We start from the raw sequence: 21,822 nt of genomic DNA, 5'->3' as shown, positions 1-21,822 counted from the left end.
ACTTCTTGCTCAGCAAACCCAATAATAAAAGAAAACAACTTCTCCCTATTTTCTCTATTGTTAATTAAATGATGCCGCTCAATCTCTTAAGAGCCTATTGTATAAAGAACAACTTAAGTGGATACCTCAAATCATTTCTTCAACTTTTTCAATAAGAAAAAAGATCTGAGAAATTCTATTTTCATCTTCAACTTGATTGGGTATAGTTTATCACATTTGTAAAATTCAACAGACTACTGATTGATTAAGAGATGTGAAATAAAGCGTTTGCAACACTCTTATCAATAAGTAGCTACAACAACAGGAAGTCATCTATGTACACAGGACCGAACTATCAACTCGGTGAAACTTACGATATGTTGCGCGACAGTGTTCATCAATTTGCTCGTGCCGAAATTGCCCCACTCGCTGCTGAAATTGACGCAAACAATACCTTTCCCAATCATTTGTGGAGAAAATTAGGTGATATGGGATTATTAGGAATTACCGTCAGCGAAGAATATGGTGGCGCCAATATGGGCTATCTTGCGCATGCGATTGCCATGGAGGAAATCTCTCGTGCATCAGCATCTATAGGTCTGAGTTACGGTGCACACTCCAATTTATGCGTCAACCAAATCTATTTAAATGGTAATCATTCGCAAAAACAAAAATATCTGCCTAAACTTATAAGTGGAGAATATGTTGGTGCTCTGGCTATGAGTGAGTCCAATTCAGGCTCTGATGTAGTCAGCATGCAATTACATGCTCGTCCAGAAGGCAATAAATATATTCTCAACGGCACAAAAATGTGGATCACCAATGGACCCGATGCCGATGTGTTAGTAGTTTATGCCAAGACGGATAAACAGGCTGCAAGTAAAGGAATCACCGCGTTTCTGATTGAAAAAGGAATGCCTGGCTTCAAAACCGCTCAAAAACTCGACAAACTAGGAATGCGTGGTTCAAATACCTGTGAATTGGTATTTGAACAGTGTGAAGTACCTGCAGAGCAGATTTTGGGTGAAGTAAATCAAGGTGTTAAAGTATTAATGAGTGGCCTTGATTATGAACGGACCATTCTGGCTGCAGGACCCGTAGGAATCATGCAAGCCTGTATGGATGTTGTTTTACCTTATGTACATGAACGCAAACAATTTGAACAACCTATAGGTGAATTTCAATTCATCCAAGGCAAATTAGCAGATATGTATACTGACCTAGGCGCTTCAAGAGCGTACTTGTATGCGATTGCCCGAGCTTGTGATCAAGGTATAGTCAGTCGTAAAGATGCGGCAAGTGTTATTTTATACACGGCTGAAAGAGCAACACAAATGGCATTACAAGCAATTCAAATCCTTGGTGGTAATGGATATATCAATGAGTATCCTACAGGACGTTTACTACGTGATGCAAAACTCTATGAAATAGGGGCCGGTACTTCTGAAATCAGAAGAATGCTTATTGGACGAGAACTTTTTAAAGAAACAGCATAAGGAAGAATGAAAATGGAACAGAATGACATAGTAATCGTTGCAGCAAAAAGAACGCCTATGGGAGCCATGTTAGGAAATTTATCGTCTCTTTCAGCTCCAGAGTTAGGGGCAATTGCACACGAAGCAGCGCTATCCCAAGCAGGTATTAGTCCAGCAGAAATCGATGAAGTAATTTCTGGTTGTGTTTTATCAGCCGGAATTGGTCAAGCTCCAGCACGACAAGCGGCAATTAAGGCAGGATTACCCAATTCTTCTGGTGCTACGACTATAAATAAAATGTGCGGTTCAGGAATGAAAGCAGTAATGCTCGCTCATGACTTAATTCGAGCTGGAACTGCACATATTATCCTTGCGAGTGGTATGGAAAGCATGAGCAATGCACCTTATCTATTGAGTAAAGCACGCTCTGGATATCGACTTGGACATGGTGAATTAAAAGATCATATGTTCCTTGATGGATTGGAGGATGCATACGATAAAGGAAAATTAATGGGTGTTTTTGCAGAAGCAACTGCGAGCCATTTTCATTTTAGCAGAGATCAACAAGATGAATTCGCTATTCGCTCCATGAGTAGAGCCCTCCAAGCAATCGAAAAAGGTGCTTTTAAAGAGGAAATCGCCCCAGTAACAATCAGCTCACGCAAAGGTGATGTTACGGTAACTGTAGATGAAGGTCCTGATGCTGCAAAACTGGCAAAAATTGCTCAGTTAAAACCTGCTTTTAAAGCAGATGGCACCGTTACTGCAGCCAATTCAAGTTCGATCTCTGATGGTGCGGCAAGTCTGATTTTAATGAGTGCTGGACAAGCAGAAAAACGGGGCATAAGACCTATTGCCCGTATTGTTGCTCATGCCAGTCATTCGCAAGCACCTGAGTGGTTTACCACAGCACCGGTAGATGCCATTCGCAAAGTGATGAATAAAGCATCTTGGAAACAAAATGATGTCGATCTTTTCGAGATTAATGAAGCCTTTGCAGTAGTTACGATGGCAGCCATGACCCAACTTGAATTAAATCCAGAACAAGTTAATATTCATGGCGGAGCTTGTGCCTTAGGTCACCCTATTGGTGCATCTGGCGCTCGTATCTTGGTGACGCTAATACATGCTTTGAAACATCAAGGAAAAAAACGTGGTGTCGCATCGTTGTGCATTGGTGGTGGCGAAGCAACAGCTATGGCCATTGAATTAATTTAAGAACAAGGTACTGTTCACCACATTTTAAATGTCTTAGCGGAAGAAAGGTCAGATTTGACCGCAAGTAAAGTCAAATGTGATTTGGTGAGCGTATTGAAATGGTAAAAAACAAACTCTCCCCAGTTCCAAATGGGTAGCTGGGGATTTGATATAAAAAGGATGTACATGCTACGACACAGTCTTATCTACCTGATACTCAGTATTTTAGTAGTATTATTTGCAAAATACGCTCATCTCGTTATTGTCTACGTTGATATGTTTTTCACTTACGTTAATTTGAAATTAACACCCATATTCAGCCAAACTGGTTGGGGTCTTGTGATTCGCAAAATTTTAGTTCTTGTCGTGTTACCATTAATTATTACCGCCATTCCAGCACTCATTTATAGACTCATAAAAGGTGGTGACATGCCACACTTTATTGCGATTACTTGGGTTATTTGGACAATCATCGTTTTAAGTGATATTTTGGTACGATAAGGAATCCAGCATGGCAAAATTAATCAGTCAAATTAATACCGGCAGTCAGGAGTTCAAAGCAAACCAAACAGCCATGCAAATTTTGGTGGATGAACTGCACAATCGAATTCAGCAAATTGCGTTAGGTGGTGATGAAAAAGCGCGTGCCCGGCATTTAAAACATGGTAAATTACTCCCAAGAGAACGACTGCAACAATTACTTGATCCTGGGAGTCCTTTTCTTGAACTCTCCCAACTGGCAGCCTACCAGGTGTATGATGATGCGGTTCCTGCGGCAGGAATTATCACTGGAATTGGATGGATCGCAGGCACAGAATGCATTATTGTTGTGAATGACGCCACGGTAAAAGGTGGAACTTACTATCCATTAACCGTCAAAAAACACCTCCGTGCACAAGAAATTGCACAAACAAATCATTTACCCTGCGTTTATTTGGTTGACTCAGGGGGTGCTTACTTACCTCATCAGGATGAAGTGTTTCCTGACCGGGATCATTTTGGTCGAATATTTTTTAATCAAGCACAAATGTCGGCACAAAACATCCCGCAAATTGCTGTGGTTATGGGCTCTTGTACTGCTGGAGGAGCCTACGTACCTGCCATGGCAGATGAGTCCATTATGGTCAAAAATCAAGCCACGATTTTTCTTGGTGGCCCACCTCTTGTCAAAGCAGCAACCGGCGAAATTATTAGTGCCGAAGAACTAGGTGGTGCAGAAGTTCATTGCAGGCATTCAGGAGTAGCCGATCACTATGCGGAACATGATGCCCATGCTCTTCATTTAGCACGAATTGCCATAAGCAATTTAAATCGTAAAAAACCGCAACAATTAAAACGGATAGAAACGATAGAACCTCTTTATGACAGTAAAGAACTTAACGGCATAGTACCTTCTGATCCTAGAAAGCCATTTGATATTCGAGAAATTATTGCACGTATTGTTGATGGCTCTGAATTTGATGAATTTAAAGCACTTTTTGGTACCACATTAGTTTGTGGCTTCGCCCACTTATATGGCTATCCCGTAGGAATTATTGCCAATAACGGCATTCTATTTGGTGAAAGTGCGCTCAAAGGGACTCACTTCATTGAACTGTGTTGCCAACGCAAAATCCCATTGATATTCCTACAAAACATCACAGGCTTTATGGTGGGTTCAAAATATGAAGCATCTGGTATTGCCAAGCATGGCGCAAAGATGGTAACTGCGGTTGCTAATGCTCATGTTCCTAAATTCACCGTCATTGTTGGCGGAAGCTTTGGCGCCGGAAACTATGCCATGTGCGGGCGCGCTTATAACCCTAATTTTCTATGGTCGTGGCCTAACTCTCGCATTTCGGTAATGGGTGGCGAACAGGCTGCTAATGTTTTAGCACAAGTGAATCGAGATAAATTGGCAAAACAAGGAAATAACTGGCCTGTAGAAGAGGAAGAGCGTTTTAAAGAGCAGTTGCGTTCTCAATATGAAACGCAGGGAAATCCTTATTATGCCAGTGCTCGATTATGGGATGATGGAGTTATCGCGCCCCAAGATACACGCAAAATATTAGGACTGGGTCTATCAGCAGCCTTAAATGCCCCTATTGGACCAACACGCTTTGGCGTATTTCGTATGTAAGGAGGACACCACGTGAGCGATTTGTTGTATGAAATACAGGGACACTTGGGTTTAATTACGCTAAATCGAGTGAGTAAACATAATGCGTTTGATAATCTGCTCTTAGGTGAAATGCAACATCAGCTTAATGCTGCAATTGCTGATTCTAAAGTCCGCGTTATAGTACTCAAAGCCAATGGCAAACATTTTTCTGCAGGCGCTGATTTAACGTGGATGCAAAACATGGCTCTTTATAGCGAAGAAGAAAATCAAAAGGATGCCATGGTCCTCGGGAATCTAATGTACACTTTAAATACGTGCCCGAAACCTACTTTAGCGATAGTACATGGCTCCGCTTTTGGTGGAGGTGCAGGTCTTGCCGCAGCATGTGACATAACGATAGCATCTCAATCTGCACGTTTTTGCTTTTCCGAAGTTAAATTAGGCCTGATACCCGCAGTCATAAGCCCTTATGTTGTTCAAGCCATAGGCGAACGCAGTGCAAAAGCACTTTTTATAAGTGCAGAAGTCTTTGATGCGGCTAAAGCATTGTCATTAAATCTGGTACAACACTGTGTTCCCGATGAAAATTTGTTGGAGTTCACACTTAGCTATGCAAATCAAATCAGTAACAATGCACCAGAAGCGGTTCAGGCTTCAAAACAGCTAGCACATTACGTAGCAAATAAAAAAATAAATGAAGATCTTGTTACTTACACCGCTTCATTGATAGCTCAGAAAAGAGTATCAGCTGAAGGACAACAAGGACTCAATGCATTTTTAAAAAAAGAAACACCAAACTGGGGCTAGATGCCATAGCCCTTGTAGTAAAACACCGTCATCCCGAATGTACCGAGGGGTATCCACGCTGTAGCAACGTGTAACGAAGGAAGAGCCTTCGTTACAGTCGGGATGATGGCAGAAGATCCTGGATAACGCTGTGATAATCCAGGTTACAATGCAAAAGCAACCAAGTTTCAAAACACTTGGACTAAAAGTAAAAAATTAATGAGGCACTAATGTTTAATAAAATTCTTATTGCCAACCGCGGTGAAATTGCATGCAGAATCATCAAAACGGCCCGTTCTATGGGGATCCACACGGTAGCTATTTATTCCTCGGTTGATAAAGACAGTCTGCATGTACGTAGTGCTGACAGTGCATATTGTGTAGGCGATGCACCTGCTAAAGAAAGTTATCTGAATATACCCAATATTATCCATATTGCTAAGGAATGTGGCGCTCAGGCCATTCATCCTGGTTACGGTTTTTTGTCCGAAAACCCTGAATTTGCTCGAGCATGTCAAGAGGCAGATATCGTTTTTATTGGTCCCTCAGTAGAGGCCATGGAGGCAATGGCTTCAAAGCAGTTGGCCAAACAATTATTGGAAAACACTAAAGTTCCTCTAACACCGGGTTATCATGGCAGTGCACAAGCAGAAGATATATTGCTTGCTGAAGCTAAAAAAATAGGATTTCCTGTGTTAATCAAAGCAGCGAATGGTGGTGGCGGTAAAGGGATGCGCGCGGTCCATCACGAATCAGAATTTAGCGCAGCCTTAGCTGGTGCAAAACGAGAATCTATGGCAAGTTTTGCCGATGATACCATGATCATTGAAAAGCTGGTTCTTAATCCACGTCATGTCGAATTACAAATCATGGCAGACAACCATGGCAACGTGGTTCATTTGTTTGAACGTGATTGCTCGATTCAACGCAGACATCAGAAGATTATTGAAGAAGCACCAGCACCTAATTTACCCGCTTCTCTACGACAAAAACTTGCTGAAGCAGCTTGCGAAGTGGCACGATCAATAAAATACAGTGGCGCAGGCACAGTTGAATTTTTAGTTGATAGTTCAGGACATTTCTATTTTATGGAAATGAATACCCGCTTACAGGTAGAACATCCCGTAACTGAACTAATTACCGGACTGGATTTGGTCGCTTGGCAATTGAAAATTGCCGCTAATGAACCACTCCCCTTGCCGCAAGATAAAATTGAGGCACATGGCCATGCAATAGAATGTCGCATATATGCTGAAGACCCGCATCATGACTTTATTCCATCAATAGGACAAATCCACTTTTTGCACGAACCTTCCGGAGATGGCATTCGTATTGATACAGGGGTACAAATGTCATCGCAAATTACCATGTACTATGATCCGATGATCGCCAAATTGATTGCATGGGGAGCCAACCGTGATGAAGCGCTACATCGATTAGAGCACGCTTTATCCCATTATTTTATTGGTGGTGTAAAAACAAACATTCCCTTTTTACAAACAATTTGTCAACACCCTAAATTCAGAAAGGTTGAACTGAGTACTGACTTTTTAAGTAAAGAAGAAATAAAACTGCCAACAGCAGATACCGAAATGGCTTTACTCATGGCCGTAAGTTTTGATTATTTAAACACGATAAACGCAATCCAAGATCCTTTGTTACAAGAAACCTTCGCTTGGCAATCACAAATCCGAAGTCACTGGATATGGCACTATAAAGATAAGGATAACTTGCTTGAAACATTGATTACTCCAATCAATAAAAATCAATTTAAAGTACGTTTAAAGGCAGAAGAATATCTGATTCACGGCCATTTAACTGGCAATCAGCTCCGTATTGAAACTAAGGGACAAAATTATCAGGTAATCGTTGAAAATAAAAATCAATCTTTGACCTTGTATACGAGTCAGTGGCAAATTACTATTGATCGGTTTAATTGGGGAACTCTAGGTGCAGAAGTTACTGCTCACAAAGGACAGCTCACAGCACCAATGCCTGCTACTGTAGTCGCCGTTTTAAAAAATATTGGTGAACGTGTTAAAGCCGGTGAACGTTTGATCGTTCTCGAAGCAATGAAAATGGAACATACCATTCATGCCCCTGCTGATGGCATATTATTGGATATATTCTATGATGTAGGTGCCCAAGTGAATGAAGGAGAGGAGTTACTGTCATTAAGTGAAGAGGATTCTTAACTAGAGAAAATTATGGACTATCCGCAAAACGTAACCATTATAGAAGTAGGACCACGTGATGGCCTACAAAATGAGTCATCTTTTGTATCCAGTAAGCACAAGATTGAATTAATCAATTTGTTAAGTGAATCTGGCTTGCAATATATTGAAGTAACAAGTTTTGTCTCTGCAAAGGCAATTCCACAATTAGCGGACCATAATGAAGTATTTCGCGCCATAGATAAAACACCATCCATACACTATTCCGCCCTAGTGCCTAATGAGCAGGGCATGCTCAAAGCATTGGATGCCGGTGTGAAAGAAATTGCCGTATTTACAGCAGCAAGCGAACAATTTAATCAGCGAAACATTAATTGTTCAATTGCTGAAAGTATTTCACGTTTTAAACCAGTCCTTGCTTTAGCAAAAGAAAACAACATCAGGGTACGAGGCTATATTTCCTGTGTCCTAGGTTGTCCTTATGAAGGTAGTGTAGCACCGGCAAAAGTAGCGGAAGTCACTCAAGAATTAATGGATTTGGGTGTAGATGAAATCTCATTAGGGGATACTATAGGTGTAGGAACCCCTCATCAAACTCACTTATTACTCGAGCAAGTACTCAAACTCTTACCACTAAATCAATTAGCAATGCATTTTCATGATACTTATGGTCAGGCCATCGCTAATATTTATACTTCATTACAGCATGGAGTACATCGTTTTGACAGCTCCGTTGCCGGACTCGGCGGCTGTCCCTATGCACGTGGGGCAAGTGGTAATGTAGCCACCGAAGATGTTCTCTATTTAATGCATGGTTTAGGAATAAATACTGGTGTGGATATCTTTAAAATTGTCACTGCAGGCGACACCATCTGTAAGATTTTAGGACGTAAAAATCAATCAAAAGTTGCAAATGCTATGTTAGCCAATCCTTGTATCTAGAGTATCGTCTAGCGGATTTAAGTGCTAACTGTGTACATGATTCAGGTGACTTGTAGCCCAGGTTAGCGCAGCGTAATCCGGGTTTATAGATAAAGATCCGGGATTACGCTGCGCTAACCTGGGCTACAAATCACCCGAGGGATCCCTCAACACTTAGCATACAATCGTTTCAATAAAGAAGAGAGAATGAAAGATGAATGAAACCGTATGGAAGCCCAAACATCCGAAAGAAAGCAAGATGTGGCAGTTTATGGAATTTGCCGCGAACAGGAACAGCCAAATTTTTGCAAATTATCAAGACTTGCATACCTGGTCCATCAAACATCCTGACTCTTTTTGGCCAACGCTTTGCGATTTCTTTCAGGTACAGTTTAACACTGAACCTTATCAGATTCTAAGTCATAAAAGTGAAATGATAAACGCACGTTGGTTTGCTGGAGCTCAATTTAATTTTGCTGAAAAACTCTTATCACGAAAAGACAAACATCCAGCCCTAATTAGTCTTAATGAAGACAATACCAAACACGTGATTAGCTATGAGCAATTATATAATTTGGTAGCCCAATGTGCTGCAGGTTTAAAAGCGGTAGGAGTTACCGCAGGTGATCGAGTCGCTGCGCTGATGCCAAATACCTCACATACAATTATTGCTATGCTTGCTGCCACCTCTTTAGGTGCGATCTGGTCCTCTTGCTCACCCGATTTTGGCGCTCAGGCAGCAATCGATCGACTGGGCCAAATCGATCCCAAAGTGCTCTTTATTTGCGACGGACACCAGTATCAAGGAAAGAAACACAATGGAGCTGAAAAAGTCAAACAACTTAACGATGCCATTAGCTCGCTCAAACAAATTGTAATTTGTCCGAATATAAATGAACCCGTAGATGTCTCTACGTTACCTAAGGCACAATATTGGAATGACTTTCTTCGTCCCGCAAGTCATTGTGAATTTGTTTCTTTGCCCTTTGAACACCCGATTTACATCATGTTCTCGTCAGGAACTACTGGTAAACCCAAATGTATTGTTCACGGAGCCGGTGGAACGCTTCTGCAGCATCTTAAAGAATTAGGATTACATACTGATCTTAGGGATAAGGACAACTTATTTTTTTATACGACGTGCGGTTGGATGATGTGGAATTGGACTGTTTCCGCACTGGCCTTGGGAGCTACGCTCACTTTATATGAGGGCTCCCCTACCTATCCTGAAAGCAATCGTTTATTCAAACTCATTGAAGAAGAGCAAGTTACTGTTTTTGGCACTAGTGCTAAATTCATCTCTTCTGTAGAAAAAGCAGGAGTTAAACCTCAAGATGAGTTTGACTTATCTCATTTGCGCTGCATACTTTCAACAGGCTCCCCTCTTTTACCTAGAAATTATGATTACGTGTATCAACACATCAAAGACGATGTGCAACTCTGCTCTATCTCAGGTGGAACAGATATTATTTCTTGTTTTGCCTTAGGTAACCCGATACTGCCTGTTTATCGAGGTGAGTTACAGTGTCTCGGTCTTGGTATGGCCGTTGATGTTTTTGATGAACAAGGCCATCCTGTTCATGAAGAGCGTGGAGAATTGGTCTGCACCGCGCCCTTCCCCTCCATGCCGGTTGGTTTTTGGAATGATCCTGAAAAAATTGCTTATCAACGGGCTTATTTTGAACGGTTCCCCGGAGTATGGGCACATGGTGATTTTGCAGAGATTACTGCGCATAAGGGTTTAATTATTTATGGGCGATCAGACGCTGTTTTAAATCCTGGAGGAGTACGTATTGGTACCGCTGAAATATACAGGCAGGTGGAAAAAATTAATGAAGTACTTGATAGTGTTGTCATTGGCCAGGACTGGCAAGACGATGTACGTATTGTTTTGTTTGTTAAATTGCGTGATGACATGGAGCTTACTGAGGAATTAATCAACAAAATCCGTTTAACGATTCGTCAAAATGCCTCACCAAGACATGTCCCAGCAAAAATAGTGCAAGTTGCAGATATTCCTCACACGATTAGTGGTAAAATCGTTGAATTAGCTGTCCGACAAGTGGTTCATGGCTTACCAGTAAATAATCTACAGTCCCTGGCCAACCCCCAAGCTTTAGATTATTTTAAAAATCGAGAAGAGTTACAGAAATAAAATAGCCTGAGGGAATACTTGAGAGCCTAGAGCCCGGAGTAGCACAGCGTTATCCGGGAGCTCTTTGCCCCCATCCCGTGAGCAGCGAAGAAGCGCCCATCGTTACCTTGTGCTACTCAGTGGAGCTCCCTCACTGAACTGAGGATGGTAAGGCAGTGCATTAGGATACACAGACAATACTAAAACTTTCATTACAGGGTAAAGAAATCCCTGCTGAAAATAAATTGAACAACGCCCCTGTCTGAGCATCATTAAAATTAAGATAATTTCCCCAGGTCGCTCCTGGCACAACTCCAAAAGTCAATGAAGTCTCACCAGCCAAACCCAGGGAACCGTTAGTAGCCGCTGTTCCATCAGTAAACTCGTTACATGTAGCCAAATTCGCAGTGTACTGATTGCCATCTTCAGCATTGTTCATATCTGCAAAGGCCCAAGCAACGATATCAGTTGCCGTACTGTTTGACAAAATACTTTGAATACCTGTCCAGAACAAACCAAATACCACTTCGTTATTGTCATCTCTGAGATTTGAGTTACTGCCATCAAAAACACCATTTTGATTTACTGTATTAAAAAGCGTTTTTCCATCTGCATATACATACTGTGAACCAGGGACAAGCGGCCAATCGTGTGCATAAGCACCTCCGCAACCGGTTCTCCCATTAACAATAGAACAAGGAGAGCGTGTGGAAGTAACTAACAACGCTTTAAATGACAAGCCCTGAAGTGCTGGATTTCCTGAAGTTAATGCAGCATTTTGGCAAAAAGCATCAGCCCCTGCAATCCCACCTAAACCACCAGTAGTCTGCTGAAAACGGCTGGTTAGAAAAATAACATGCGAGGAAAATACAGAAACAGCATATTCTTCACAGGAATACGTTTTACCCGTGCCATTTAAACATAATCTGATATTTATAGAGCCTATCGGTCCATCTAAAGTAATTTTTGCAGGCGTGGTATCGCTGACTGGAAATAGGACAAACCCATTAGGAGAGGGTGCTTTACCCACAATACGATATCCTGGGGTAAGAATTTTGATTCCGGCCGTAGGATAGGTCTTTCTCGGAGTCGTGGTAGTAATGGATATCGTTGATGAAGCAGGAGGAATTACAGCGATAAAATGTTGTCCTGATCCAGGAATAAAAGCATTGCTTTTGGCTAAAGCTACTTGCTCTGAAAAGAAAAATAATGTCATACCAACAAGTAGTATCCTTTTTATCATACTGAAATTCCTTGATTAAATTGTGACAGAACAAATGAGAGCATTCGCATAGTTATTACCTGTTTTAAGGGTATTAATAATGAGATCATTATTTTTGGCCAATTTCCCTTGCCCCAAATAAAAAAAGCGATAACCGCATTCTAGAGGAATTTTATCTGCAACTTGGTTAAATCGAAGGCCTGCGCCTACTGTAGCTGCGAATGCAGTAGTATTATTATCAGAAAAGCCATTATCGGGAACGGTAAAGGTGGTCAGAGCGATTTCTTTATAATGGCTGGTTTCAATGAAATTGGGGCCAATACCTACATCAATAGCGAGATTGATTTTATCGCTATGAGTTTGCACTAAACTCTTTGCCATAAAAAATAAAGGAATATTTTGTGTCTTATAGGTATAAGAAAGGTTCGTATCTAACTGTTCTTCAATAATGTAACCCTTAGTTGCCGTTGTGCCTAAGAAAAAAACATTCGCCCCGTAAGAAAATTTAAATCGATCATGTTCTGGTCCATCCAAAAAGTAACCCACACCCACAAGACCATTCCCTTGAGAATGACTTTTAACGGTATATCGGTTTCCAACTAAGGTTTTTATATGAATATCTTGGGCTTTTCCTTGAGTTGCATAAAAACCCCCGAGTTCAAGAAGCAAATGACCTTTTGTGTAATCAAAAAAGAAATTATTTGCGGGTCCGCCGGCTGCAAAAGAAGTAGATGAGCTCACAGAGGTCAAAAATATGAGTGCTAATCCTCTGTAGGTGGATTTATTAAAAAGCATCAGACATCCTTGTATTTCTCTATAACTGCCTCATATCGAGTTGCATCCACTCAAACTTAAATACAGTGGATGTCTCAGCGTATTATGATGTTGCAGCAAGTTAATGTTTGTTAAAGATCAACATATTACAATGCAATAAACTCATAAACAACATTTTCCATCGCTCTTTCAAGAATAAGCTAAATCATTCAGCCACTATAATATTGAGAACTCACTACCACCCGCAAAATATGATTAAGATGAGTAAGTTTATACTTTTTTTAAGCGAACAGTTTGTGTATAATGTCGATATGGCGTCGATTTGAAATTCAGCTTGCGGACGCTCAAAAAAGCTTTCTTTTTTGAAAATACGGCTAAAGCGGATATGAACAGCATTTCCTCTAAGTCTTCTGCCCGCACGCATAATCTCAGGTTATAAATAATGATTGAATTAATTGGATTATCTAAATCCTTTTCGGGAAAATCTGTCCTGCGTGACATTAATTTATTTATTCAAGAAGGTGAAATTTTTGGAATTATTGGCAGAAGTGGTGCAGGCAAATCCACCTTATTAAGATGCATTAATCTTCTAGAACGGCCTGATAAAGGCGATGTTTTGATCGATGGGCAGGATCTGACTACTCTTTCGAGAAAAAACTTAGCTTTAGCTCGCCATAAAATGGCCATGATTTTCCAACAATTCAATTTATTGAATTCAAAAAATGTGTACGACAATATTGCGCTCCCTATGCGCATTCAAGGGATAGATGAAGATTCTATTCGTAATAAAATTGACGAATTACTACCCATAGTCGAATTGACGGATAAGAAACTGGCCTATCCGGCACAACTTAGTGGCGGCCAAAAGCAAAGAGTTGCCATCGCTCGCGCTTTAAGTTGCTCCCCTAAAATTCTGCTTTGTGACGAAGCAACTTCTGCATTGGATCCAGAAACAACCGATTCGATTTTGGCATTGCTCAAAAAAATCAATTCACTTTATGGCATCACTATAGTGCTTATTACTCATGAAATGGATGTAGTGAAGCGTATTTGTAACCGATTGGCCGTCATGGTTGATGGTGAGTTGGCCGAAACCACCGCTTTAGCCAATGTATTTAATAAAAAGGACAGCCTGGCGCGAGGCATGCTTTATGCTCAACTTAGTCCTGAGTTACCCGAATGTCTCACGAACAAGCTCGCAGACTACGTGACGGATAAGCCATTACTACGTCTGTTTTTCCAGGGTGAAGAGGCAACAGTACCCTTTATTAGTCAAACAAGCCGCGAATTAAATCTAGACATCAACATCTTACTCGCCAATATCGATCGTTATGACACGGTAACCTGTGGTGTATTAGTAGTTGAATTAACGGCACATCCATTTTTACTCGAAGCATTCATTGAACGCTGTGAACAAGCCAAATTAACTGTGGAGGTTTTAGGTTATGTCCTTCCCGATGGCATATGATTTATTCATCGCAACAGGCGAAACATTGTATATGGTCGTCACCAGCACCGTATTTGCGGTGATACTGGGTTTACCTTTAGGAACTTGGCTTTATTCGTCGAGTCAAATCAAACCCATGCCTAAGGTTCATAAGACATTATCTACCTTCATTAACATGGCGCGGTCGATACCTTTCATTATTCTATTGGTGGCAATTATTCCATTTACTCGACTTATTGTTGGAACCTCAATAGGAATGAATGCCGCGATAGTGCCGCTTACTCTCGGTGCAACTCCCTTTTTTGCCAGACTGGTTGATAACGTTTATCGTAGTTTACCTTCTGGGCTTATTGAAACCGGATATGCGATGGGCGCTAGCACGCGACAAATTATTTTGCATATTTTATTGCCTGAAGCAAAACCTGCTTTAATCCATGCAATTACGGTTACAGCCATTACTTTAGTTAATTATTCTGCAATGGCAGGAACGGTTGGTGCTGGAGGGTTGGGCACTCTGGCAATTAACTATGGTTATCAGCGTTTTGATGCTGGGGTCATGATTTCAACTGTAATCATTTTGATTGTGATGGTTCAACTAACCCAAATGATCGGAGATTACTTAGCAAAGCGTTTTTTACATAATTGATTTAAATCATTTTTGGAGTTTTTCATGCGAATTTTAGCTTATTGTGTTTTATTATTAAGTCTTGTTGCCTGCAACAAGCCCTCACCAAATACTTTAGTCATAGGAACTATTGCTGGGCCAGAAACTGAATTGGTTGAAACAGCAAAAGAAGTAGCTAAGAATAAATACAACTTAAATATAAAAATTGTAACATTCAATGACTACAACCTTCCTAATGAGGCGTTACAGGATGGAAGTTTGGATGCTAATGTCTACCAACATTTACCTTACCTCAATGCCGCTGTTAAAGCGCATGGCTATACGCTTGAGTCGATAGGCAGAACTTTCGTATACCCTATGGGAATTTATTCCAAAAAACACACTTCATTAAAACAATTACCTGAAAAAGCAGTCATTGCCGTACCTAATGATCCCAGCAATGAAATGCGTGCCTTACAGCTGTTAGAAAAAGCGCAGTTGATTACATTGAAAACGACCCATGATAATACTGGCTTAAAAGATATTGCGACCAATCCACATGATCTGCAATTCAAAGAAATGGATGCAGCACAACTGCCGAGAGTCTTGCCTGATGTCGATGCAGCCGTAATCAATACAACATTTGCCCTGCCTGCAGGTTTAAATCCTTCACATGATGCTTTATTTACTGAAGATAAAACCTCACCGTATGCCAATATTATTGCTATTCGGAGCAACTCTCCTAAAAAAGCACAATTGGAGCTCTTTGTTAAAGCATTAAACTCCGAAGAAGTTAAAGAAAAGGCTAAAACTTTATTTGGAGATTCGGCGATTCCTGCTTGGTAAAAACCTATCTAAGCTGGTGTAGCCGATTTTTCTATGCCCTGGGTGATGGTATAAGCTCTAAACCAGGGCATAGAGTTACGATTTATCATAATGTTTGTCTAAAATTCTGACAGCTCGCCTTTTAGATTAAAAGCTTTTAATTCTCTCTTAATGAAAAAGTGTTATACTTTTAAAAAAGATAGCTCTTGAGGTACTTCTCTATGCCTTCATTTAGAAAAGGGTTTTTTAACTTATTAAATTCTCAAAAACTGGTAAAACAGTTTACTCCTGATGAACAAGAAAGGATTTATCAAAAATATCGTGACTCTGTGGGGTTAACTCAAGACCTTACTTTTGGATCCGAAGCTTTCGCCCAACATGCGGAAAAGCGAATTAAAGATCACACCGGCTTTAAAACACAAATCGGGTCCAATAAAGAAGATACTTTAGAGAAATTACTCAAAGATGATGCTCCCAATACTAAAAAAGAAATCAAAGATGAACTCAAAAGTATACTAACCCCACAACCATTTTATACTAAGGCTCAAGAAGTCTATAAAGAATCCATGGAATTTTTTCAACAACGAATGAAACAAGTTCCTGAACTTTCCGTGGAGCAACTGCGGGGCTATCATGAACAAATTACTACAAGAGCTCGAGATGCCTTAAAAGCGCAACAAAAAAAAGAACTGAAAGAATTCCAAGACAAAGCTGAGGGTTTAGCACAGAAAATAGGGGCTGTTGCAAATACGAATGATCCTGAGCAAATAAAAAAAATAAAAGAAAATCTAATTAAGGAATTAGAAAGCTCCCACAAAACACAACTTGATGAATTCAACAAGACTGCTCAAGAAAACCTGACCACCCTCGATAAAGCGTCCGCTCTTGAACGAAAACGAATCATCTTCTCTGGCCAATTGGAAAGTTGGGCGTATCAACTCAGTGCGAGCCAAAAGAATAAAATGCTCGATGAAATGGAACGGGTTCGCGCAGAAAATCGTAAAAAAAGAGGATTATCTGACACAGACGCCCTTACAGGTGCTGACATCAATGTTGGTGAAAATACGATATCTGCCGTAAATCCAGCAGACTTAGATTTTATTATTTCCTTAACTGGAACACAGATCGTACAAAAAAAAGCAGCAAAAGAAGGCGATCCAGGCACCTGGCAAGTGCACATGTCTGCACGAATACTATCCCCCTTTTATTATTTAAGTAATAAGCAAAATCCGAAGGTTGATATGTTGACCATGGCTCAGGCCGTGAGAGCCTCTGGTTTTGACTCAATCACAATGACCATTAATTTTGATGATCCTAAAACTCAAAAGCAAAGGGCCAGACAAGCCTATGAAGCAGCGCTTGAAAGTGGTTTTGATCCAGGCTTACTCCCTGGAGAGGAATCAAAAGGTGATAAAGGATTAAAAGGTATTGTATTAAAGGACGGATCAGGCAAAGAGATTGATCCGAGAACGCTGTTCACCCCTACCGAGCTGGAGCTTCTTCATAAAGAGGCTGCTCAACGTCGTGATAGGCTTAAATCTATCGCTGAAGAGCCTCCTAAACAGCCTTCAACAGAAGTTGCTAAACAATATCGTACTGAAATTGATAAAGGTAGAAATGAAGCGAGAACTAAAGCTGGAAAAACGGCAATTGACAGCGTTGAAGAACAACAACTGGAACAAGATGTAAAAACCACCCTCAGCTCTTAAATAAACAATTAACCTGGTTTTTTGTATGTTTTCAAAAACCAGGTATTTAGTTTTTGTCATCCTCGTCATTAATGTTCAAAAAATTCCACTACTCCTCAAACCTAATTTCTGTTATTTTATTAGATTGACTACGGGTTAGGCTAAGGAGATAGCTATGAATACTCGTGAATTTGATGAAGATGTAAACGAAATGGAAGAGTTTGGCGTCGATACCGTCTTGACCCCAGAAGCAAGCCCATCAACAAAATTGGAACGAAGACGACGCATAGAAGATTTGTTTGAAGAAAAACGCCTGCGCGAAGAACTTTCTGACTTCGGTTAGTAGCGTAACAGATACCTCTGCCTGCCTTAATTCCCTCCCCCACTTGGAGGATAATGCTAGGAGAGCGGTTGCTTTAAGCTACCTGTAACCTCATACGCCTAATAGGCTCCTTCTGCTATTGCCGTCATCCTGAGCATAGCGAAGAATCTCGGTAAACACCATGCTACAGCGTGGTGATCCCTCGCTATACTCAAAATGACGAGGCAAGGAGATAAAGGAAATTTTCTTGTGACACCGACCACCGTAGTCTGAACGCTTGCGGTCAGGAGGGATGGATTACCTCCCTGTTTGCAAGCAACCGACTCTTGATTATCCTAAATGAGCAAAATAAATATCAAACCGCACCGTTTTTCCCTCTACAGCAGCATGAGCAGGGAATAAAGGTTTTATTTTTTGTGGCCATTTTACAACGACCTTTTGTTTCGTACGTTGTAGCGCCAATTGAATAAGTCCCTGTGCATCTTCATCTGGACCAATTAATTGTTGTAATGCTTGCATTTCTTTTTTTACTAATGCTGATTTATTACGCTCCGGATGCATGGGATCAATGTATATAACATCAGGATAGTTTGGCTCATCTAATGAGCTTAAGTACGAATGGGCATCTTCGGCAAGAAATTTCAAATGCAATTGTTGTTGATCTGTATCACTCCTGCGCAACAATCCATCCAATACTAGGGAAGCCATAACCGGATGACGTTCGAGCATCAATACTTCTGCACCAAAACTGGCTAAAATAGCAGAGTCACGCCCCCAACCCGCAGTTGCATCAATAATTTTAAGCCCTGCAGTTGGTTTACAAGCGCGAACTAATCCTTGCTTTTTTCCCTCAGATTTTCTTTTACTCCAAAAAGAAGCACTGAATTCAGCAAAAATAGGAGAGAAACCGGGCATTTTCAATGAAAGCCCTGATTCAGTGACATAGAGACAAGGACTCGCATCTTTCTCTAAATAAAAATTCAATTGTTCTGCAAGAGCTTTTGCTTTATCGAGCAGGCCTTCGTGCTCATAACCTACTGCTGAGATATTGATCATATTGATAACCTAACATTTACATGACCCTGGCCTGGATACTTTTGTAGCCCGGAATAGTGCAGCTTAAACCGTAGTTTTTGCATACAAACCCGGATTACGCTGCGCTAATCCGGGCTAAAGGCGGCCTCGACCCTACATATCATCCGATCTGCAACAATGAAATATCAGCAACTCCTTGCAATAACTCCTGTAGACACGCCAAAAGTGCTAAACGGTTGGCTTTTATTGTTTGATCCTCAACCATGACCATTACTTTATCAAAAAACAGATCGACCGGTTCTTTAAGACTAGCAAGCAATTTCAGCAATGGACCATAGTCAGCAGAACGGTATAAAGGCTCTACAGCGCGTGCCACTTGATCGATGTGAATATATAAAAACTTTTCGGGCCCCTCCTCAAGAAGTTGCTCGTTTACGGGTGACAAAGCGTTTCTTCCTGCTTGGGAAAGTAAATTGTTCACTCGTTTGCATGCAGCGGAAAGAGAAGCGGCTTCGGGCAATTTTACAAATGACTGTAACGCAGCAAGACGCTTATCCAAATCATACAACCAATCATCCTGACGAGCGCGTACTGCATGGATCAAATCAACACTCAAACCCTGACTTTGGTAATAGGATTGCAATCGTTCCAGGATAAAAGATTTCAATTCATTCATTAAATTGGGTTCAACGGATATACGTTTTCCATAATGAACCATAGCTTGCTCAATCAATGTACTTAAATTGAGCTGTGCTGGCGTTGCAATCAATAAACGGACAACAGCCAAAGCATGACGACGCAATTTGAATGGATCTTTTACCCCTGAAGGTCTTTGGCCTATGGCAAAAATACCAACCAAAGTATCGATTCGATCCGCTAAGGATAAAGCGAGGCCCAAATCAGATTCAGGCAGGTTATCTGCAGCGAAACGAGGCATGTATTGTTCATTTAAAGCATGTGCAACAAACTGATCTTCACCATCATTCAGTGCGTAATAATATCCCATTAACCCCTGCAACTCGGGAAACTCACCAACCATTCCAGTCAACAAATCACATTTACTCAGTTGTGCAGCACGTTGCGCTTGTTTGATATTTAAGTGTAAAGCCGGACTTAAATAGGTCATCAGGGCTTCAATACGTAACGCTTTATCCAGTAAGCTCCCTAATTTTGCCTGGAAAACAACCTGTTCTGTACCTGCAATATGCTGGCTTAAAGGCATTTTTTTATCTTGTCTAAAAAAGAACGCCGCATCACTTAGGCGAGCACGCATCACTTTTTCATTTCCTAAAATAACCTGTTTTGGATTGGAACTGGCAATATTAGACACTGTAATAAAATGAGGCAGTAACCTCCCCTTTTGATCCTTAAGTGCAAAACACTTTTGATGCGATTGCATCGAGGCAATTAATGATTCAGCAGGAACTTCGAGGAACTCTTTTTCAAAATTAGCCATCAAAGCTTGGGGCCATTCAACAATTGAAGCCACTTCTTCAAGTAAATCTTCGGGCATGATCGCTGTCGCTTGAACGGATGCAGCTAACTCTTCTACTTGTTTTCTAATCATTTGTTTTCTGATTGCAAAATCAGCAATAACAAAAGCATCTTTCATCTGTGATTCATAGCTTTGTGCTGAATTAATTACAATCGATTGCGGGTGGTGAAAGCGGTGCCCTCTACTGTTGCGAGCGCTCTTAATGCCCAAAATAGAATGCTCAATTACTGTATCGCCGTAAAGCATCACCGCCCAATGAACAGGTCGGGCAAATTCTTCATCCCCTGCTCCCCAGCGCATGGGTTTAGCAATCGGCAAAGCAGCTAGAGATTGACCTATTAGAGCAGGTAATAAATCTTTGGTTTTATTACCCTGGCTTAAGGTTTCATAGACAATCCAATCCCCTTTATCCGTTTCGATTCGCGAAAGTTTGTCTACGTCCACACCACATGACTTCGCAAAACCAAGTAAGGCTGCTGTAGGTTTCCCATCCTTGTCATAAGCCGCAGCGAATGCCGGACCTCGGCGAGTAACACTTTGGCTTTTTTGTTCATCTTGCAAATCAAAAATTGCGATTGCGATCCGTCTCGGTGTGGCAAAACGTTTTACCTCACCATACTCTAATTGTGCTTTATCTAAAGCCGCTAATAACTGATTCGCAAACTCATCAGCTAAAGGCCAAACCGAACCAGAAGGTAACTCTTCACAACCTAATTCAAAAATAAAATCATTGACCATCACACACCTTTTGGTTAAGCATAGGAAAGCCCAAAGCTTCGCGCGCTTGATAATATGCTTGCGCAACAGCTCTTGATAAATGTCTTACGCGTAAAATATAGCGTTGCCGTTCAGTAACGGATATCGCTTTGCGTGCATCCAGTAAATTAAATGAATGTGATGCTTTAATAACCATTTCATAAGCTGGAAGTGGTAATTGTAACGCGATTAACTTTTGTGCCTCAGCCTCATAGTAATCAAATTGTTTAAATAATTCGTCCACATTGGCATGCTCAAAATTATAAGCGGACATCTCTACTTCATTTTGATGAAATACATTACCGTAAGTGATTATGCCATTTGCTGTATTACTCCAAGGAAGATCGAATAGATTATCTACGCCCAGGATATACATGGCCAAACGTTCTAAACCGTACGTCAACTCACCGGTTACAGGCTTACATGCCAGACCGCCGGCTTGTTGAAAATATGTAAATTGGGATACTTCCATTCCGTTTTGCCAAACCTCCCAACCTAGGCCCCAAGCACCTAAAGTTGGTGATTCCCAGTTGTCCTCAACAAAACGAATGTCATCAGTCAAAGGATCCACACCTAGAGCTCGTAATGAGTCCAAATATTTATCCTGTATGTCTAAAGGCGATGGCTTAAGGACCACCTGAAATTGATAATAATGTTGTACCCGGTTTGGATTGTCTCCATAACGGCCATCAGTGGGTCTCCGAGAAGGCTGTACATAAGCCGCAGACCAAGGCTCAGGGCCTATTGCTCGTAAGAAAGTAGCCGGATGAAAAGTACCCGCGCCAACTTCCATATCAAAGGGTTGTAAAATAACACATCCTTGCGCAGCCCAATATTGCTGCAAAGTGAGAATAATATCCTGAAATGTAGATGGTTTTGTCATGAAA

The 21,822-nt window shown here is 41.0% G+C and carries 18 protein-coding genes; 13 read left to right on the top strand and 5 right to left on the bottom strand.

Annotated elements, in window-relative coordinates:
- Nucleotides 1–314: 314 nt before the first annotated feature.
- The 8 genes from OQJ13_RS14855 to OQJ13_RS14820 all read left to right on the top strand — a co-directional run bounded on the left by OQJ13_RS14855 (nucleotide 315) and on the right by OQJ13_RS14820 (nucleotide 10,788).
- Nucleotides 315–1,475 (top strand): isovaleryl-CoA dehydrogenase, encoded by a 1,161-nt coding sequence (locus tag OQJ13_RS14855; protein ID WP_265711620.1) that lies wholly within the window; start codon nucleotides 315–317, stop codon nucleotides 1,473–1,475.
- Nucleotides 1,476–1,487: 12 nt separating this feature from the next.
- Nucleotides 1,488–2,672 (top strand): acetyl-CoA C-acyltransferase, encoded by a 1,185-nt coding sequence (locus OQJ13_RS14850; RefSeq protein ID WP_265711619.1) that lies wholly within the window; start codon nucleotides 1,488–1,490, stop codon nucleotides 2,670–2,672.
- A gap of 165 nt (nucleotides 2,673–2,837) precedes the next feature.
- Entirely contained in the window at nucleotides 2,838–3,152 is a 315-nt protein-coding gene (locus OQJ13_RS14845) for a hypothetical protein (RefSeq protein ID WP_265711618.1), read from the top strand.
- A gap of 10 nt (nucleotides 3,153–3,162) precedes the next feature.
- Nucleotides 3,163–4,770, top strand: coding sequence for a carboxyl transferase domain-containing protein (locus tag OQJ13_RS14840; protein ID WP_265711617.1), 1,608 nt, complete (start codon nucleotides 3,163–3,165; stop codon nucleotides 4,768–4,770).
- A 12-nt stretch (nucleotides 4,771–4,782) separates the two neighbouring features.
- Entirely contained in the window at nucleotides 4,783–5,559 is a 777-nt protein-coding gene (locus tag OQJ13_RS14835) for an enoyl-CoA hydratase-related protein (RefSeq protein WP_265711616.1), read from the top strand.
- A gap of 209 nt (nucleotides 5,560–5,768) precedes the next feature.
- Nucleotides 5,769–7,733, top strand: a complete 1,965-nt coding sequence (locus OQJ13_RS14830) for an acetyl-CoA carboxylase biotin carboxylase subunit (protein WP_265711615.1) — start codon at nucleotides 5,769–5,771, stop codon at nucleotides 7,731–7,733.
- A gap of 12 nt (nucleotides 7,734–7,745) precedes the next feature.
- A complete protein-coding gene (locus OQJ13_RS14825; protein ID WP_265711614.1) occupies nucleotides 7,746–8,654 on the top strand; it encodes a hydroxymethylglutaryl-CoA lyase in 909 nt (302 codons plus the stop codon).
- A gap of 193 nt (nucleotides 8,655–8,847) precedes the next feature.
- The gene (locus OQJ13_RS14820) at nucleotides 8,848–10,788 is read left to right on the top strand and encodes an acetoacetate--CoA ligase (protein ID WP_265711612.1); all 1,941 of its coding nucleotides are present in this window, start codon (nucleotides 8,848–8,850) and stop codon (nucleotides 10,786–10,788) included.
- 160 nt (nucleotides 10,789–10,948) lie between these two features.
- Here the strand turns inward: OQJ13_RS14820 and OQJ13_RS14815 are convergent, their stop codons facing one another.
- Nucleotides 10,949–12,010: a DUF1554 domain-containing protein gene (locus OQJ13_RS14815; protein WP_265711611.1), complete on the bottom strand. Its 1,062-nt coding sequence runs from the start codon at nucleotides 12,008–12,010 to the stop codon at nucleotides 10,949–10,951.
- A gap of 15 nt (nucleotides 12,011–12,025) precedes the next feature.
- Nucleotides 12,026–12,784 carry a hypothetical protein gene (locus OQJ13_RS14810; RefSeq protein WP_265711610.1) on the bottom strand — a complete coding sequence of 253 codons (759 nt, stop codon included), beginning with the start codon at nucleotides 12,782–12,784 and terminating at the stop codon, nucleotides 12,026–12,028.
- Nucleotides 12,785–13,205: 421 nt separating this feature from the next.
- Here OQJ13_RS14810 and OQJ13_RS14805 point away from each other — a divergent pair, with 421 nt between their 5' ends.
- The 5 genes from OQJ13_RS14805 (at nucleotide 13,206) to OQJ13_RS14785 (ending at nucleotide 17,670) form a co-directional block, all read left to right on the top strand.
- Nucleotides 13,206–14,231, top strand: a complete 1,026-nt coding sequence (locus tag OQJ13_RS14805) for a methionine ABC transporter ATP-binding protein (RefSeq protein WP_265711609.1) — start codon at nucleotides 13,206–13,208, stop codon at nucleotides 14,229–14,231.
- The gene (locus OQJ13_RS14800; protein WP_265711608.1) at nucleotides 14,209–14,856 is read left to right on the top strand and encodes a methionine ABC transporter permease; all 648 of its coding nucleotides are present in this window, start codon (nucleotides 14,209–14,211) and stop codon (nucleotides 14,854–14,856) included. The genes OQJ13_RS14805 and OQJ13_RS14800 overlap by 23 nt, the downstream gene beginning before the upstream one ends.
- Before the next feature lie 24 nt (nucleotides 14,857–14,880).
- Nucleotides 14,881–15,660, top strand: a complete 780-nt coding sequence (locus OQJ13_RS14795; RefSeq protein ID WP_265711607.1) for a MetQ/NlpA family ABC transporter substrate-binding protein — start codon at nucleotides 14,881–14,883, stop codon at nucleotides 15,658–15,660.
- 200 nt (nucleotides 15,661–15,860) lie between these two features.
- Nucleotides 15,861–17,348 carry a hypothetical protein gene (locus OQJ13_RS14790; protein WP_265711605.1) on the top strand — a complete coding sequence of 496 codons (1,488 nt, stop codon included), beginning with the start codon at nucleotides 15,861–15,863 and terminating at the stop codon, nucleotides 17,346–17,348.
- Nucleotides 17,349–17,502: 154 nt separating this feature from the next.
- Nucleotides 17,503–17,670 carry a PA3496 family putative envelope integrity protein gene (locus tag OQJ13_RS14785; protein ID WP_265711604.1) on the top strand — a complete coding sequence of 56 codons (168 nt, stop codon included), beginning with the start codon at nucleotides 17,503–17,505 and terminating at the stop codon, nucleotides 17,668–17,670.
- 309 nt (nucleotides 17,671–17,979) lie between these two features.
- On the opposite strand, the gene OQJ13_RS14780 is transcribed toward OQJ13_RS14785, so the two are convergent.
- The 3 genes from OQJ13_RS14780 to glyQ form a co-directional block, all read right to left on the bottom strand.
- A complete protein-coding gene (locus OQJ13_RS14780; protein ID WP_265711602.1) occupies nucleotides 17,980–18,705 on the bottom strand; it encodes a class I SAM-dependent methyltransferase in 726 nt (241 codons plus the stop codon).
- A gap of 139 nt (nucleotides 18,706–18,844) precedes the next feature.
- Nucleotides 18,845–20,917, bottom strand: a complete 2,073-nt coding sequence (gene glyS / locus OQJ13_RS14775; protein ID WP_265711600.1) for a glycine--tRNA ligase subunit beta — start codon at nucleotides 20,915–20,917, stop codon at nucleotides 18,845–18,847.
- Nucleotides 20,907–21,818: a glycine--tRNA ligase subunit alpha gene (gene glyQ / locus OQJ13_RS14770; protein ID WP_028382007.1), complete on the bottom strand. Its 912-nt coding sequence runs from the start codon at nucleotides 21,816–21,818 to the stop codon at nucleotides 20,907–20,909. Before glyQ ends, glyS begins: the two co-directional genes overlap by 11 nt.
- Nucleotides 21,819–21,822 lie beyond the last annotated feature (4 nt).

The sequence above is a fragment of the Legionella sp. PATHC035 genome (assembly GCF_026191115.1).
GTDB lineage: Bacteria > Pseudomonadota > Gammaproteobacteria > Legionellales > Legionellaceae > Legionella.
Note: the sequence above shows the minus strand (reverse complement) of the source record. Positions and strands in the feature narration are given on the sequence as shown.